Source organism: Flavobacterium sp. NLM (assembly GCF_002210235.1).
In the GTDB taxonomy this organism is placed as follows: Bacteria; Bacteroidota; Bacteroidia; order Flavobacteriales; family Flavobacteriaceae; genus Flavobacterium; species Flavobacterium panici.
Genome location: NZ_LIAC01000019.1, coordinates 25837 through 41280, shown reverse-complemented (window position 1 = coordinate 41280; position 15444 = coordinate 25837). Strand labels below are relative to the sequence as shown.

Genomic DNA, 15444 nt, shown 5'->3' with positions numbered 1-15444 from the left:
AACGATTTTAGATTTAGGATTGAAATCTGAAACAAAACAAAATAATAAAATAACAATTCAAGCTTTTTAGGTTCAACAACCTGAAACCTGAAACTTGAAACAAAATAAACAAAACAATGATTGATATATCTCAAAAAGAAGTATGGTTTGTAGTAGGGAGCCAGGAATTATACGGTGAAGAAACATTAAGAAAAGTAGCGGAACATTCTCAGATAATTGCAAAAGGATTAGATGCTTCATCTTCAATACCAGTAAAAGTGGTTTATAAAGATGTGGTAAAATCGCCTTCGCAGATTTTAGATGTTTGTTTAGCGGCGAATTCTACTAAAAACTGTATTGGAATTATTGCCTGGATGCATACTTTTTCACCGGCAAAAATGTGGATTGGCGGATTAAATATCCTAAAAAAACCATTATGCCATTTGCATACACAATACAATGCTGAAATTCCGTGGGGATCTATCGATATGGATTTCATGAACCTGAATCAATCAGCTCACGGAGATCGTGAATTTGGTTTCATTATGTCAAGATTGCGTAAAAAACGTAAAGTGGTTGTTGGACATTGGGAAGATCAAAGAGTTCAAAAACAATTAGGAATCTGGTCAAGAGTCGTTTTAGGTTGGGATGAACTTCAAAATTTAAAAGTAGCTCGTATTGGAGATAATATGCGTGAAGTTGCCGTTACAGAAGGTGATAAAGTGGAGGCTCAAATTCGTTTTGGCGTTTCAGTAAACGGATATGATTCTTCAGATGTAACGAAACATATTGAAAAAGTATCGGATAAGGAACTAAACGATTTATTAGCCGTTTACGAACAATCATATACTTTAACGGATTCTTTAAAAGAAGGCGGAGCACAAAGGATTTCTTTAGTTGAAGCTGCAAAAATCGAACTAGGATTAAGAGCTTTCCTTGAAGAAGGAGGTTTTGGTGCTTTTACAGATACATTCGAAAATCTTGGTGTTTGGAAACAATTACCGGGAATTGCTACACAAAGATTAATGGCCGATGGTTACGGTTTCGGTGGAGAAGGAGACTGGAAAACCGCTGCAATGGTGAGAGCTTTAAAAGTAATGAATATTGGGCTTGAAGGGGGAACTTCTTTCATGGAAGATTATACGTATCATTTTACACCACAAAAATCATATGTTTTAGGATCACACATGTTGGAAATTTGTCCATCTATTGCCGATGGAAAACCTTCTTGCGAAGTACATCCTTTAGGAATTGGTGGAAAAGAAGATCCTGCACGTTTGGTATTTAATTCGCCTGCAGGGGATGCAATTAATGTTTCTTTAGTTGATATGGGAACTCGTTTCCGTTTAATTGTAAACGAAGTTGAAGCAGTTAAACCAATGGCTGAATTACCAAAATTACCAGTTGCAAGAGTTTTATGGGATTGTAAACCAAACCTTGAAATTGCTGCAACAGCATGGATTCTTGCCGGAGGAGCGCATCATACCGTTTACAGTCAGTCATTAACAACAGAATATATGGAAGATTTCGCTGATATTGCCGGAATCGAATTATTGGTTATTGATGAAAAAACTACAGTAAGAGAGTTTAAAGATAAGATTAATGCCAATGAAGCTTATTTTCATTTGTTTCAGCATGGACTTTAATTGAAGTTGCAAAGGTTCAAAGAGGCAAAGGTTCAGAGTTTTTTGTACTTTTAACCTTTAACATCTAACTTTTTACAAACCAAAAAATATCATTTATGAATGTATTAAAACGTTGTATTTTTGGAATCGGCCTCTTAAGTGTGGCTTTAGTTTCAGTTCAATGCAAAAACGATAAAAAAATGGATTCGACAGTTTCAGATCAAAAAGCAGCGGTAACAATTGAAAAATCTTCTTATGGAACAACTGCAAAAGGAGAAAAAATCGATAGTTACAAGCTGAAAAACCAAAACGGAATGGAAGTAGATATCATCACTTTTGGTGGTATTATTACGGATTTAAAAGTTCCGAATAAAGAAGGTGTTTCTGAAAACGTGGTAACTGGGTTCAATTCTTTGGCAGAATATGAAAAAGAAAACCCGTTTTTTGGAGCTTTAATTGGAAGATTTGGAAACCGAATCGCTAAAGGAAAATTTACTTTAGATGGAAAAGACTATCAATTGGCAATTAACAACGCTCCAAATGCTTTACACGGCGGACCAAAAGGTTTCTTTAAAGTGGTTTGGAAAGCTGAGCAAATTAAATCGGGTGAAACAGCTTCTTTAAAATTATCTTATTTAAGTAAAGATATGGAAGAAGGTTATCCTGGAAACTTAAAAGTTTTTGTAACATACACGTTGACAAACAATAATGAATTAGAGGTTTTGTATGAAGCTGAAACAGATAAAACAACGGTTGTCAATTTAACACAGCATACTTATTTCAATTTATCCGGAGATTTTTCGAAAACAATCTTAGATCATGAATTGACTTTAAATGCTGATAAAATTGTTCCGGTTGATGCAACTTTAATTCCAACAGGAAAATTAGACGATGTTGCCAATACGCCTTTTGATTTCAGAAAACCAAAATTAATTGGAAAAGATATCGAAGTGAAGAATGAACAATTAGAAAGAGGAAAAGGATACGATCACTGCTGGGTATTGAACAATCCTGAAAAGGGAAAAACCATCATTGCAAAAGTATATCACGCACCAAGCGGAAGAATTCTGGAAATGACTACAGACGAACCTGGAATTCAGTTTTACTCAGGAAATTTCCTTGACGGAACTCTTCCAACACGTGATGGAAAAACATACGCTCACAGAACTGGACTTTGTTTAGAAACAGAGCATTATCCGGATTCTCCAAACCAGAAAAATTTCCCAACAACGGTTTTAAACCCGGGAGAAAAATACAAAACTAAAACTACCTTTAAATTCTCAGTGAAGAAATAGTTTTAGAATTTGTTTATTAGTTTAATTCTCTAAGAAACCTCGAAAGTTTATGCTTTCGAGGTTTTTTTATGTTTTCTGCGGTTTAAAAGTGAGTTTTTTGAATCTCGCAAAGGCGCGAAGACGCAAAGTTTTTATTTTCTTGGCGTCTTCGCGCCTTTGCGAGATTAATCTATTTAGAACTTATAAAAATCTTAACTTAGTGAAATGAAACATTTATTTAAAGCGCAACTAAACTGGACTTCGAAACAAAGCCCATCTGAAGAATTAAAAAAATTCTACAGCAAAAACCATCAAATTAAAATTGAAGGAAAACCAGTTTTAGATGTTTCAGCAGCAAAAGCGTTCAAAGGAGATCCATCATTATATAATCCTGAAGATTTATTGTTGAGTAGTTTGGTTTCCTGTCATATGATGTCATACTTATATGTATGTTCTCAAAATGCAATTGAGGTTCTCGAATATTCAGACAACGCTGAGGCAACACTCGAAGTTTCTCCAGACGGAAGCGGACGTTTTGTTGAGGTTAGATTATATCCGAAAGTAAAAATCTCAAATCCAGATCAAATCGAACTAGCTCTGGATTTACATTTTAAAGCAAATCAATTGTGTTTTATTGCTAATTCGTGCAATTTTCCTGTTTTGCATGAGGCGAGTTGTGAGATTGATTAATGAATAATAATAAACTATGAAAACAGAAAAGATAAAAAATAAGAATGAAGATGATGAATCTTTATTAAGTGATTTTCAAAAGAGAGCTATTGATGAGGCTTTGGATGATATTGAAAAAGGAAAAGTGATTCCTCAGGATGAGGTTATGAAGGAAACTAAAAAACGTTTTCCTCATTTGTTCAATAGATAGTCTGGTTGATGAAAATTAACGACATATATGTTGTTTCGTTTTAAAGATTATGGATATCCGTAAATAAACAAAATCTAAAAAGAATAGATTTGATAATTACAAATTTTAATAAAAGGAAATGAAAAAAACATTAATACTATTGTTTATTGTCTTTGCTTCATGCGAAAAAAAAGAATTACCTTCTAATGTATCAAGTGCGTTGTATGATTTAGATGTCTTTAAAAAAATATGTAGAGATTATGATAGTTTAGTAAGCACTTTAGATGAGTCAAAGATAAATGGTTTACCAATCGATTCTTTAAATAGTATAATTGTAAGAATAAAAGTTAACCGGGAGATGCTTCAAGAAAGAGAATATAAAGTAGAAGAGTTTCTAAAATATAATCCAGAATATTCAGATTATGATGAAATTAAAAATAGAAAAACTATACCATTAATTGATATTAATGAAAATTATGATTTAATTTTAAAAAGACATACTGCTTTAAAAATAAAAAACAACGTTCATAAATGATTATTATTTAAAATCATTCATATAGAGATGGTCAAGAATTGTTTCTTTTAACTTTTCTTAATTCTACAAACTAAAAAAACCTCTTCCGTTAAGAAGAGGTTTTTTGTACCCGGAGCCGGAGTCGAACCGGCACGGTTTCCCACAGGTGTTTGAGACCAGCGCGTCTACCAATTCCGCCATCCGGGCTTAGCAGACGAAAAAATAACTATAAATCAGTTATTTTAACGCAATAGAATGAGATCAAAAATGTGCCCATTCCTTTAACACGGTGCAAATGTAAAAAATAAAATTAAATCATCTACTAAAAATACTTAAATATTTCCTTTCAGTGTCCAATAAATTTTATAAATTTGCACCTCGCTAAAACGACGCACACACAACTAACTACAAAACAACAAATTATAATGTCGCACCTAGAACCAGAAGCTAAAATTTTTGCTTGTTCACAAAGTGTTTATCTTGCAGAAAAAATTGCAGAACAATACGGAATTCCGTTAGGAAAAGTAACGATGTCAACGTATAGTGACGGAGAATTTCAGCCGTCTTACGAAGAGTCAATCAGAGGATTACGTGTTTTTATTGTGTGTTCAACTTTCCCATCTGCAGATAATTTGATGGAATTGTTATTAATGATTGATGCGGCAAAACGTGCATCAGCAAGACATATTACAGCTGTTATGCCTTATTTTGGTTGGGCAAGACAGGATAGAAAAGACAAACCAAGAGTGCCGATTGGAGCGAAGTTAGTAGCAAATCTATTAACTGCTGCAGGAGCAACAAGAATCATGACAATGGATTTGCATGCAGATCAAATTCAGGGATTCTTTGAAAAACCGGTAGATCATTTATTTGCATCTACAATCTTTTTGCCTTATGTACAGAGTTTAAATTTAGAAAATTTGACTATTGCATCTCCAGATATGGGAGGATCAAAAAGAGCTTATGCTTACTCTAAGTTTTTAGAATCAGATGTAGTAATCTGTTATAAACAAAGAAAAGCAGCCAACGTTATCGACACTATGGAATTGATTGGTGAAGTAAAAGGTCGTAACGTAATCTTAGTAGACGACATGATCGATACAGGAGGGACTTTAGCAAAAGCTGCCGACTTAATGATCGAAAAAGGAGCGCTAAGCGTAAGAGCAATTTGTACACACGCTATTTTATCAGGCGGTGCGTATGAGAAAATTGAAAATTCAAAATTAACAGAATTAATCGTAACAGATTCAATCCCGTTAAAGAAAGAGTCAAATAAAATTAGAGTAGTGAGTTGTGCACCTCTTTTTGCAGAAGTTATGCACATGGTGCACCACAACAATTCCATTAGTGGAAAATTTATAATGTAAAAGCAGTAGGCTGTAGGCTTTAAGCCGTAAGCTCTGTTTCTCATTTTAAAAAGCCTAAAGCCTATGGCTAAAGCTTAAAGCAAATTAAGAATATTTATTAATAACTATATTTTTTTACAATGAAATCGATTACAATTAAAGGATCAGAAAGAGAAAGCGTGGGCAAAGTGTCAACTAAAGCCTTACGTAATGCTGGAGCGGTTCCTTGCGTGTTATACGGAGGAAATCAGGCAGTACATTTCTCAGCGGACGCTGCGGCATTCAAAAACTTGGTTTACACTCCAAACGCTCACACAGTTGTGATCGAACTTGGAAAAGGAAAATCATTCAATGCAATTTTGCAAGACATTCAGGTTCACCCGGTATCTGACAAAATTTTACACATTGACTTCTTCCAATTATTTGATGACAAAGAAATCACAATGGAAGTTCCTGTGAAAATTGTTGGTACATCTAAAGGTGTTCTTGCTGGAGGTGTTTTACGTTTAAACACTCGTAAATTAAAAGTAAAAGCTTTACCTAAAAATCTTCCTGATTTTGTTGAAGCTGATATTACTCCACTTGAAATGGGTAACAAATTATATGTTACTAAAGTTGGTGCTCCAGAATACAAAATCATGCACCCAGACAACACAGTTGTTGCTCAAGTAAGAATTTCTCGTGCTGCTATGAAAGCTGCTCAAGAAGCTGCAAAAGCTGCAAAAGCTCCTGCAAAAGGAAAGAAAAAATAATTTTTTTCACTCAATACAAAAAGCCTCAATCTTACGATTGGGGCTTTTTTTTTAAAGGTTCTAAGTTGCTGAGATTCTAAGGTTCTAAGTTTTTCTGCTGTCAGGCTGAGCGAAGTCGAAGCCCACACAAAGTATTATAATTTAGATTATAGAGCACCTTGCGGTCCTTCTCCCGAGACTTCGGGATCGCTCAGGATGACAATATTATACATACAAATAAAAAACCAGTGTAAAACCTGTTTCATCCGCATCATACGTGTGCCATCCTTAAAGAATATTCACAGTTAAAAAAATAATTATCTAATTAACCAATTGGCACATTCTCTAATTAATCTTACTTTTGCAAACATGATAAAATGGATAACAAAACTGTTTTCATCAACACAAAAAGAAGAGAACATAGATAATATGAAGAAATATTTAATCGTTGGTTTAGGAAATATTGGAGCCGAATACGTAAACACAAGACACAATATCGGATTTAAAGTATTGGACTTTTTAGCCAGAAAAGAAAGCCTGTCATTTGAAACCGTAAAACTAGGATCTTTAGCCGAATATAAGTTTAAAGGAAGAACATTTCTTCTGCTTAAACCAAACACTTACATGAACCTTAGCGGAAAAGCAGTAAAATACTGGATGGATAAAGAGAATATTCCGCTGGAAAATATTCTGGTAATCACAGATGATTTAAACCTGTCATTCGGAACCATCAGAATCAAACCAAAAGGAAGCGATGGAGGCCATAACGGATTAAAAAACATTAATCTCGTTTTGAATACACAGCAATATACCCGTTTTAGATTTGGAATCAGCGATCAATTTAAAAAAGGACAGCAGATAGATTATGTTTTGGGAGAATGGAATGATGATGAAAATTCGAAATTACCGGAACGTTTAGAAACTTCAGCCGAAATTATTAGATCTTTTGGAACGGCAGGATTAGAAAATACCATGACAACGTTTAATGGAAAATAAAGATTTTCAGTTATTTATATTAAAAAAAATCAATTTATCAATTAATTAAATTGAATTATAACGAAATAGTATTTTCAATTCCAAAGTTAAATGTCTAAATTTGGGATAAATTATTATAAACCATAAAAATCCTTATATCATGGCTTTTGAATTACCACAATTACCTTATGCATATGATGCATTAGAACCACATATTGATGCGCGTACAATGGAGATCCACCATACAAAGCACCACAATGCATACACTACAAATCTTAACGCTGCTATCGCAGGAACAGATTTAGAGGGAAAAACAATCGAAAATATCTTAATTAACTTAGATAAATCAAACGCTGCAGTTCGTAACAATGGTGGAGGTTTTTACAACCACAACTTGTTTTGGACAGTAATGTCTCCAAACGGAGGAGGATTACCAACAGGAGATTTATTAGCTGCTATCGAAGATTCTTTTGGAACTTTTGAAGAATTTAAAGCAAAATTCGCTAAAGCCGGAGCAACTCAGTTTGGTTCAGGATGGGCTTGGTTAACAGTACTTAAAGGAGGAAAATTAGAAGTTGTAGGTACTCCAAATCAAGATAATCCATTAATGCCGGAAGTTGCTGGTAACGGTGGAACTCCAATCTTAGGAATGGACGTTTGGGAGCACGCTTACTACTTAAACTACCAAAACAGAAGACCAGATTATATTGAAGCTTTCTTCAGTGTAATTAACTGGACAGAAGTTGCTAGAAGATATGCTTTAGATAAATAAGAAAATCGAGCAAAGAATAAAGAGAAAAGACGAGTAACCTTTCGGTACTCGTCTTTTTTTATTTTACCATTTTCCGAAGAAACTGTTGATATCAAAATAATATTTAACCTCTTCTCCTTTTTCGTTAGTTAAACTTAATAAATCGTAATGTTTATTTCCTTCACTCAGTAGAGCCTGTCCGTTCATTTTGCAATTAGGGCACAGCTGTCTCACAATTTGATATTCTTCTGAAACACTTTTTACTTTGATGGCGTTTTTAATAGAACTGCCATCTTTAGTTGTATTTGCAGTAGTAGATTTTGTTCCGGAACAACTGATAAAAGAAAGACTTAGAATAATAAGAATAAAAAACTTTTTAAGGAATTGCATATGATTGGTTTAAATAATTGAAGTGCGATATTAATAATTTTATAAACCGAAAAACTTTGATTTTATTGTAATAAAAAAGGCGGAATCTCTTCCACCTTTTTTGCCCCAAATCTACCATAAACTTAACCTACTAATGTTATGGTTTTATAAATGTATGACAGTTATTTTTATTAAGAAAATTTTTCGGATGAAAGGTAAATATATCCGATGAAATGACTATAATATGTTAAAGGAGAAATACTTGAGTTTATTCCAATAAAAAAGGTGGAATCTCTTCCACCCTTTTTGCCCCAAATCTACCATAAACTTAACCTACTAATGTTATGGTTTCCCAAAAGTATTGTAGCTTTTCATTTTTACCAAACAAACAGGATAAACGGCAAAAAAAACCGATGAAATGCACAAATTAACCTTTTATTAATACTTTTTTAATACGCTCTGGCGTCTTTTCCTTCGTAGAAATTCATAAATGCTCGATTTACAACGCGGTTTCCTCCTGGGGTAGGATAATCACCTGTAAAGTACCAGTCTCCTAAGTTTTTAGGACATGCAATATGTAAGTCTTCTACTTTTTGGAAAATAATTTTTACCTCGGCATTAATTTCCGGAGAACTTAACATCTCGGCAATTTTATCTGAAATTTCTTCTGGTGTAAATTGATCGTAAATTGCAGTTACATAATTCACAACATCTGTGTCTGCAAAGTTTTCCTGAGCTTTACATTTAGCATAAACTTCGTCAACAATATGATATAAGTTTCTTTCTTTCAATAACGTTAAAGCAGCTCTAAAGGCAACAAGTCCTTCAAGTTTTGCCATATCGATTCCGTAACAGTCAGGATAACGAATTTGTGGTGCCGATGAAACAATAACAATGCGTTTTGGTTTTAAACGATCCATCATTTTAATGATACTCATTTTTAATGTAGTACCACGAACAATACTATCGTCAATGATAACCAAATTGTCTTCTGGTTTAATTACACCATAAGTAACATCGTAAACGTGAGCCACTAAATCGTCACGACTGCTGTCTTCAGTAATAAAGGTTCTAAGTTTAGCATCTTTAATGGCTACTTTTTCTGTACGTATTTTTACAGCTAAAAGCTCCTGAAGCGTTTCTGCAGTAAGCGTATTTCTGTTTTCCAGAATATAATTGTTTTTTCTCTGATTTAAGAAATCCTGAGCAGCTTCAACTAAACCATAAAATGAAGTTTCGGCTGTATTTGGAATATAAGAGAAAACCGTATTATCTGTATCGCTGTCAATTGCGTTAAGAACAGCAGGTAAAATTAATTTACCTAAATTTTTACGTTCCTGATAAATTTCAGCATCACTTCCTCTTGAAAAATAAATTCTTTCAAACGAACAAGCTTTCTTAACCGTTGGTTCTAAGATTTGATTCATAGAAACTTTTCCATTTTTCTTGATAATCAAAGCGTGACCCGGATCGATTTCCTGAACACTTTCAAAAGGGACATTAAATACAGTTTGAATAACAGGTCTTTCAGAAGCTACAACTACTACTTCATCATCTTGGTAAAAGTAAGCTGGACGAATTCCTGCTGGATCTCTAAAAACAAAAGCGTCACCATGACCTAATAAACCAGCCATTGCATAACCACCATCTAGGTTTTTAGCAGAGCGGGCTAATATTTTTGCAATATCTAAACGTTCAGCAATTACTGGCGAAGCTTCTCTTTTTGAGTAACCTTCGGCTTTACAATCTTGGTACAACTGCATAACTTCTTTATCTAAGAAGTGACCAATTTTTTCCATTACAGTAACAGTATCAGCCATTTCTTTTGGGTGCTGTCCAAGTTCAACTAAGTTTTCGAAAAGTTCTTTAACATTAGTCATGTTAAAGTTCCCTGCCAAAATCAAGTTACGGTGCATCCAGTTACTTTGACGTAAAAATGGGTGAACACTTTCGATGCTGTTTTTTCCAAAAGTTCCGTAACGAACGTGTCCTAAAAACAATTCGCCAACATATGGAATTTCAGATTTTATTTTTTGAACATCGTCACCAATTTCAGGCTGTGCTTTTAATTCCTCACTGATTCTCTCATTGATTTGTTTAAAAACATCTTGTATGGGCTGCGAATGGTTTGAACGAACTCTGCTGATGTAGCGTTGTCCAGGCTCAACATCAAGTTTGATGCTTGCAAAACCAGCTCCGTCTTGTCCGCGGTTGTGCTGTTTTTCCATCATCAAATACATTTTCTGAATTCCGTAAAAAGCAGTTCCGTATTTTTCTTTATAATATTCAAGCGGTTTAAGAAGTCTAACTAAGGCTATACCACATTCGTGTTTTAAAGCGTCGCTCATTGTTTCTTGTATTTTGTGTTGTTGTAAGTTGTGTGTATTAACGTAATAAAAAAGCCCCGTTTTATCGAGGCTTTTGGGCATTATATTTCTATGTCAAACTGAGTTAACGACTTAAATTGCTGTAATCGAATCGCTACTTCTGCTTTGCTTAATGTTTCCATCCTTTCAGTTCCAAATTTCTCTACGCAGAACGAAGCTAAATTTGAACCGTAAATAATTGCATTTTTCAAATTGTTAAACGAAATGTTTTCGCTTTGTGCAATGAATCCAGAAAATCCTCCTGCAAACGTATCTCCGGCTCCGGTTGGGTCAAAAACATCTTCAAGCGGTAAAGCTGGTGCAAAGAATACCTCTCTATTGTGGAATAAAAGTGCGCCGTGTTCTCCTTTTTTGATCACCACATATTTTGGTCCCATATCCTGGATTTTAGCCGCTGCTTTTACTAATGAATATTCACCAGAAAGTTGTCTTGCTTCTTCGTCATTGATTGTAATAACATCTACACGTTTAATAACGTCTAATAATTCCGGAAGAGCACAGTCCATCCAAAAGTTCATTGTATCTAAAACAACTAATTTTGGTTTTTTCTCTAATTGATCTAAAACGCTGCTTTGTACTAACGGATGTAAATTTCCTAACATTACAACATCAGCATCTTTGTAGTTTTGAGGAACTTTTGGCTGAAAATCAGCTAAAACGTTTAACTCAGTTACTAATGTATCTCTAGAATTTAAATCATTGTGGTATAAACCGCTCCAAAAAAACGTTTTACCGCCTTTTACAATTTCGATACCAGAGATATCAATATTTTTTGAAGTTAATAAGTCTAAATGTTCTTGAGGAAAATCATCGCCAACTACAGAAACTATGGCCGATTGCAAGTTGAAAAATGATGCTGATAAACCAATGTACGTTGCAGCACCACCTAAAATTTTATCTGTTTTTCCGAAAGGAGTTTCAATCGCGTCGAAAGCAACCGTTCCAACAATCAATAATTTATTCATTTTATGAATTTCGAATTAGGGTGCAAAGATACTCTATAAGTTACAATCTTGCAACGGTTTAGGTTCTCAAAATTTTCTTAAAAAAACAATAACGATTTCGGGTCTAATTCTATTGTAAATGAATGAATTATATTTAGTTTTCCAGAGTGCTTAAAATATGTTTTCCGGATTTAAATTGCAAGTTTTATTTTGAAAAAAAATCAAGATTTTATCGAAGTCTTTTAAAGGAGGAAACTTTTCTTTTTCCACTTAAAGCGCCAAGAATTGTAATGTAATTGTTTTTTGTTTTGAATATAATGAGCCAATTATTGTATGTAGTAGTTTGTTGGCACTAATGAATCTTCTTTTTTTACTTATGATTTTTTAATTTATCTACATTTTTAATCCAATTGATTGCATCCTTCATAGGCTTTTCATCGTCTGAAAATGCAGTATTGTGTCCCAAGTTTGGAAATAATTTATATTCATAAGGATTTCCTTTAGATTTCAATTTGTTAAGATATTCGATTGATAGCTTTACAGGAACTTGAATGTCTTTACCTCCAAAAATCCACAGTCCTGAAATTGATAATTTAGAAAGAATATCATTGGGATTTGTGTCAATAAACTGATATCTGTCTGGGTCATTGAATACATGTTTTCTTGCCTCTTCTTCTGAGTGCGTATTCCAAAAGTTTTGATCTCCATTTGTATAAAATTGGAATCTCAATTGCTCTTTAACTGTTATAAGGGCTCCGCTGAAGATTGTCATAAATTTAACTTTCTTATTTTTCTCTGCCGTCAATGGAATTATCCATCCAGCTTGGCTACCGCCTATTAAACCAATAGGTATTTTATTATTTGACAAGGATTTAGATAAAGTATTTACAGCAGCGCTAGCATCTAAAGACAAAAGATTTAGATTGGAGAAATCAACATTGTTAGTTCCTACTTCTGGTCCGGCATATACACCAGCTGATTCGCCGACACCACGCTTATCATAGGTTAAAACTGCAATTCCGTTGTTGGCCAGGGTTGTAGCAAAATTTATCATTCTTTTTTCTTGTCCAGATCCGTGAATAATCACAACGGCTGCCTCTACGTTGTAAGGTGTAAAAATAGTTCCGGCGAGTGAAACTCCTTCGCTAACAAATTTTATTTCCTTAATTGTAAAGTTTGGTGCAATTGCTGATACATAACTAGTGAAAAACAACAGGATTAAGAAATAATACTGGCGTATTTTTTTTGCTCTTATAATGCTTTTAAAAAATACCAGTTTATTTTTCATTTTTTTAAATCTTGATTAAATAAATTGCTTTTGCTTTCATTTCTTGAGTTAATCTACAACTGATACTTCTTATCAAAATAATTTTTCAAAAGTCCAACCTGAACTAAAATCATAAAAGGAACAATCAAAAAGGCGTACAAAATATTTTTCGAAAAATGAATTCCTGAAAATGCTGTTGAAATTTTGTCAGAATATAATTTTCCAATTTCGTCGATTTTCCAATTGTTTTCTGAAACTGAAAAAAGAGAAATATAAATTACTAATGCTGCTACAGCCAATCCGATAAAAATCCAAACAGGTTTAGAAATTAAAGGTTTGTATACTTTGATTTTTTTCTCTTCTAATAATTCGACTTTTGCCATTATCTTTGAGGTAAAATCTATTGATGGCGACTGCAGTTTTTCTTCGGCCATCATTTTTTCAATAAGCTGCTCTATATTTTTATCGCTCTCTTTCATAACATTCTATTATTTCAGGTTCTAACTGCTGTCTCAAAATTACGGCTAATTTTTGTCGGCTTCTAAATAATTTTACTTTCGCATTATTTGCGGATATATTCATGATCTTTCCAATTTCTTCTAAATTTTGATCATCAAAATAAAATAAAGTTAAAAGGAAATTTTCATCACTTGGTAACAAATTTAAACATTTTTGAATGGTTTGCTTTCGTTCTTTGTCTTCTAAAGCGCTTAAAGCAGTATCCATTGTTTTTATTAAATGAGATGAAAAATCATCTATCGAAATATTAAAATCATCTTTTTTACTTTTCTTTAATCTGTCCAGACAAGTATTATAAGCGATCTTATAAATCCAGGTTGAAAATTTCGAGTCGCCTTTAAACTTACTTAGAGAATTATAAATTTTGATAAACGTGTCTTGCGAAACCTCTTCTGCTTCTTCTCTGTTTTTTACCATTTTGAGTGCCAAAGTAAAGATCATATCCTTATAACGATCCACCAGCACGGCAAACGCATTGGTTTGTCCCTGTAAAACTTTATCGATATAATGCTGATCATTTATTGTACTCATATTATATAGGACGACAGTTTGTTTAATTAGGTTACAAGAAAATTAAAATAAATTCTATTTTTTTTGAAAGAACAAATTCTAAATGGAAAATCCAATATTAAAATTCCAAATTCCAATTTTGTTATATACATATTATATATATAAGTATAGAGCTTTGTCAAAGTTTTAAACTTTGACAAAGCTTGACATTTATTAAAAAATATATTAATTCAAAATTAGTTGATAATCAGTAAGTTTTGGAATTTGGAATTTAAAAATTTAAATTTTTTTAATTTTCTTGTAACCTCAATTTAAAAAGGCTCGTCATATGGGTATCAATCAATTAAAAAAATATAAAATTATGGGACCAGAAATTTTAGTACCACTTAGCTTTTTTGCAATGATCTTCGGGATCGTTTATTTAGTTTACTCAACAAGAAACAGAGAGCGTTTAGCACTTATAGAAAAAGGTGTTGATGCGAGTATCTTTTTACAAGGAAAAACAAACGGGGTATCAGCATGGAAAATTCTTGTAGTAAACCTGGCATTTTTATTAATAGGTAGTGGTGTTGGAATTTTCCTTGCTTTGGTAATTACCACTTACACTTCTCTTAATGATGGAGCTGTTTATCCTTCAATTATTTTTATAATGGCAGGAATTGGACTTTTGACTGGATTTAAAACAGCAAAAGATTTAGACAAAGAGTAGCAGAGTATGTAAAGATTTTAAGTTAGAACTAAAAAACGCGTTTAAAGCAATTGTTTTAAACGCGTTTTTGTTATTCTTTAGATCCAATAGTTTCGTAATAAACATCTACAGAAAGCTTTGGCTGTGCTGATGCCATAACAGCAAGTTCGTCGCAGCGTTCGTTTTGTGGATGATTATTGTGACCTTTTATCCATTTAAAATCTACTTGATGTTTACGATAAATAATTAAAAAGCGTTTCCATAAATCGGGATTTTTTCTACCGGCAAATTTCTTTTTCTCCCAGCCTAAAACCCATTTTTTTTCAACAGAATCCACTACATATTTAGAATCAGAAATTACAAGAACCTTCATATTTGGCTTTTTCAGTTTTTCTAAACCAACAATTACAGCCAAAAGTTCCATTCTATTATTAGTAGTAAGGCGAAAACCTTCGTAAAATTCTTTTTTATGCGGAGTTCCCACTAATTCCATGACCACGCCATAGCCGCCATTTCCCGGATTTCCTTTTGCAGCGCCATCTGTATATATATGTACTTCGTGTTGGGTCATTTTATTTTTTTGTTAACCATATAAGTTATATAAGTCCATTTAAAATATTGTCTTATATTTCTTAGGTTATTAAAAGTTCATTCTAATTTTTAGTATTTCTTATCTAGTTTTTTAAACGCCAGCCTTAAATTATCT

17 protein-coding genes and 1 tRNA gene are annotated in these 15444 nt (G+C 33.2%); 10 read left to right on the top strand and 8 right to left on the bottom strand.

What is annotated here, in order from left to right:
• Positions 1-116: 116 nt before the first annotated feature.
• From araA to APR43_RS21215, 5 genes are all read left to right on the top strand, one after another.
• A complete protein-coding gene (gene araA, locus APR43_RS21230; protein WP_053472915.1) occupies positions 117-1625 on the top strand; it encodes an L-arabinose isomerase in 1509 nt (502 codons plus the stop codon).
• Between the two features lie 95 nt (positions 1626-1720).
• Complete coding sequence (locus APR43_RS21225) at positions 1721-2899, top strand: aldose epimerase family protein (protein ID WP_053472914.1); 1179 nt, start codon at positions 1721-1723, stop codon at positions 2897-2899.
• Positions 2900-3103: 204 nt separating this feature from the next.
• Positions 3104-3568 carry an OsmC family protein gene (locus APR43_RS21220; RefSeq protein WP_053472913.1) on the top strand — a complete coding sequence of 155 codons (465 nt, stop codon included), beginning with the start codon at positions 3104-3106 and terminating at the stop codon, positions 3566-3568.
• Positions 3569-3584: 16 nt separating this feature from the next.
• Positions 3585-3758 carry a hypothetical protein gene (locus tag APR43_RS24545; RefSeq protein WP_165590696.1) on the top strand — a complete coding sequence of 58 codons (174 nt, stop codon included), beginning with the start codon at positions 3585-3587 and terminating at the stop codon, positions 3756-3758.
• A 118-nt stretch (positions 3759-3876) separates the two neighbouring features.
• On the top strand, positions 3877-4272 hold the full coding sequence (locus tag APR43_RS21215; protein WP_053472912.1) for a hypothetical protein: 396 nt from the start codon (positions 3877-3879) through the stop codon (positions 4270-4272).
• A 106-nt stretch (positions 4273-4378) separates the two neighbouring features.
• Here APR43_RS21215 and APR43_RS21210 read toward each other — a convergent pair.
• Positions 4379-4458: transfer RNA gene (locus APR43_RS21210), tRNA-Leu, on the bottom strand.
• A 218-nt stretch (positions 4459-4676) separates the two neighbouring features.
• On the opposite strand from APR43_RS21210, the gene APR43_RS21205 reads away from it, so the two are divergent.
• The 4 genes from APR43_RS21205 to APR43_RS21190 all read left to right on the top strand — a co-directional run bounded on the left by APR43_RS21205 (position 4677) and on the right by APR43_RS21190 (position 8075).
• Positions 4677-5618: a ribose-phosphate pyrophosphokinase gene (locus APR43_RS21205; protein ID WP_053472911.1), complete on the top strand. Its 942-nt coding sequence runs from the start codon at positions 4677-4679 to the stop codon at positions 5616-5618.
• Between the two features lie 119 nt (positions 5619-5737).
• On the top strand, positions 5738-6349 hold the full coding sequence (locus APR43_RS21200; RefSeq protein ID WP_053472910.1) for a 50S ribosomal protein L25/general stress protein Ctc: 612 nt from the start codon (positions 5738-5740) through the stop codon (positions 6347-6349).
• 348 nt (positions 6350-6697) lie between these two features.
• Complete coding sequence (pth, locus tag APR43_RS21195) at positions 6698-7324, top strand: aminoacyl-tRNA hydrolase (protein WP_053472909.1); 627 nt, start codon at positions 6698-6700, stop codon at positions 7322-7324.
• A gap of 139 nt (positions 7325-7463) precedes the next feature.
• On the top strand, positions 7464-8075 hold the full coding sequence (locus APR43_RS21190; protein WP_053472908.1) for a superoxide dismutase: 612 nt from the start codon (positions 7464-7466) through the stop codon (positions 8073-8075).
• Positions 8076-8138: 63 nt separating this feature from the next.
• Here the strand turns inward: APR43_RS21190 and APR43_RS21185 are convergent, their stop codons facing one another.
• The 6 genes from APR43_RS21185 to APR43_RS21160 all read right to left on the bottom strand — a co-directional run bounded on the left by APR43_RS21185 (position 8139) and on the right by APR43_RS21160 (position 14071).
• Positions 8139-8444 (bottom strand): hypothetical protein, encoded by a 306-nt coding sequence (locus APR43_RS21185; RefSeq protein WP_053472907.1) that lies wholly within the window; start codon positions 8442-8444, stop codon positions 8139-8141.
• 428 nt (positions 8445-8872) lie between these two features.
• Positions 8873-10771 carry an amidophosphoribosyltransferase gene (locus APR43_RS21180; protein ID WP_053473031.1) on the bottom strand — a complete coding sequence of 633 codons (1899 nt, stop codon included), beginning with the start codon at positions 10769-10771 and terminating at the stop codon, positions 8873-8875.
• Positions 10772-10851: 80 nt separating this feature from the next.
• Positions 10852-11775, bottom strand: a complete 924-nt coding sequence (locus APR43_RS21175) for a PfkB family carbohydrate kinase (protein WP_053472906.1) — start codon at positions 11773-11775, stop codon at positions 10852-10854.
• A 349-nt stretch (positions 11776-12124) separates the two neighbouring features.
• Entirely contained in the window at positions 12125-13042 is a 918-nt protein-coding gene (locus APR43_RS21170; RefSeq protein WP_053472905.1) for an alpha/beta hydrolase family protein, read from the bottom strand.
• Between the two features lie 53 nt (positions 13043-13095).
• Entirely contained in the window at positions 13096-13500 is a 405-nt protein-coding gene (locus APR43_RS21165) for a hypothetical protein (protein WP_053472904.1), read from the bottom strand.
• Positions 13484-14071 carry an RNA polymerase sigma factor gene (locus APR43_RS21160; protein WP_053472903.1) on the bottom strand — a complete coding sequence of 196 codons (588 nt, stop codon included), beginning with the start codon at positions 14069-14071 and terminating at the stop codon, positions 13484-13486. The genes APR43_RS21165 and APR43_RS21160 overlap by 17 nt, the downstream gene beginning before the upstream one ends.
• 340 nt (positions 14072-14411) lie before the next feature.
• Between APR43_RS21160 and APR43_RS21155 the strand changes: the two genes are divergently transcribed.
• Positions 14412-14759 (top strand): DUF6249 domain-containing protein, encoded by a 348-nt coding sequence (locus APR43_RS21155; RefSeq protein WP_053473030.1) that lies wholly within the window; start codon positions 14412-14414, stop codon positions 14757-14759.
• A 70-nt stretch (positions 14760-14829) separates the two neighbouring features.
• On the opposite strand, the gene rnhA is transcribed toward APR43_RS21155, so the two are convergent.
• Positions 14830-15309 (bottom strand): ribonuclease HI, encoded by a 480-nt coding sequence (gene rnhA / locus APR43_RS21150; RefSeq protein ID WP_053472902.1) that lies wholly within the window; start codon positions 15307-15309, stop codon positions 14830-14832.
• Between the last annotated feature and the right edge of the window lie 135 nt (positions 15310-15444).

What these genes read in the sequence shown, in the direction of transcription:
- APR43_RS21200 (WP_053472910.1), top strand. Translation starts at nt 5,738, where the DNA reads ATGAAATCGATTACAATTAAAGGATCAGAAAGAGAAAGCGTGGGCAAA.
- pth (WP_053472909.1), top strand. Translation starts at nt 6,698, where the DNA reads ATGATAAAATGGATAACAAAACTGTTTTCATCAACACAAAAAGAAGAG.
- APR43_RS21190 (WP_053472908.1), top strand. Translation starts at nt 7,464, where the DNA reads ATGGCTTTTGAATTACCACAATTACCTTATGCATATGATGCATTAGAA.
- APR43_RS21220 (WP_053472913.1), top strand. Translation starts at nt 3,104, where the DNA reads ATGAAACATTTATTTAAAGCGCAACTAAACTGGACTTCGAAACAAAGC.
- APR43_RS21225 (WP_053472914.1), top strand. Translation starts at nt 1,721, where the DNA reads ATGAATGTATTAAAACGTTGTATTTTTGGAATCGGCCTCTTAAGTGTG.
- APR43_RS21215 (WP_053472912.1), top strand. Translation starts at nt 3,877, where the DNA reads ATGAAAAAAACATTAATACTATTGTTTATTGTCTTTGCTTCATGCGAA.
- APR43_RS24545 (WP_165590696.1), top strand. Translation starts at nt 3,585, where the DNA reads ATGAAAACAGAAAAGATAAAAAATAAGAATGAAGATGATGAATCTTTA.
- araA (WP_053472915.1), top strand. Translation starts at nt 117, where the DNA reads ATGATTGATATATCTCAAAAAGAAGTATGGTTTGTAGTAGGGAGCCAG.
- APR43_RS21170 (WP_053472905.1), bottom strand. Translation starts at nt 13,042, where the DNA reads ATGAAAAATAAACTGGTATTTTTTAAAAGCATTATAAGAGCAAAAAAA.
- APR43_RS21185 (WP_053472907.1), bottom strand. Translation starts at nt 8,444, where the DNA reads ATGCAATTCCTTAAAAAGTTTTTTATTCTTATTATTCTAAGTCTTTCT.
- rnhA (WP_053472902.1), bottom strand. Translation starts at nt 15,309, where the DNA reads ATGACCCAACACGAAGTACATATATATACAGATGGCGCTGCAAAAGGA.
- APR43_RS21175 (WP_053472906.1), bottom strand. Translation starts at nt 11,775, where the DNA reads ATGAATAAATTATTGATTGTTGGAACGGTTGCTTTCGACGCGATTGAA.
- APR43_RS21205 (WP_053472911.1), top strand. Translation starts at nt 4,677, where the DNA reads ATGTCGCACCTAGAACCAGAAGCTAAAATTTTTGCTTGTTCACAAAGT.
- APR43_RS21155 (WP_053473030.1), top strand. Translation starts at nt 14,412, where the DNA reads ATGGGACCAGAAATTTTAGTACCACTTAGCTTTTTTGCAATGATCTTC.
- APR43_RS21165 (WP_053472904.1), bottom strand. Translation starts at nt 13,500, where the DNA reads ATGAAAGAGAGCGATAAAAATATAGAGCAGCTTATTGAAAAAATGATG.
- APR43_RS21180 (WP_053473031.1), bottom strand. Translation starts at nt 10,771, where the DNA reads ATGAGCGACGCTTTAAAACACGAATGTGGTATAGCCTTAGTTAGACTT.
- APR43_RS21160 (WP_053472903.1), bottom strand. Translation starts at nt 14,071, where the DNA reads ATGAGTACAATAAATGATCAGCATTATATCGATAAAGTTTTACAGGGA.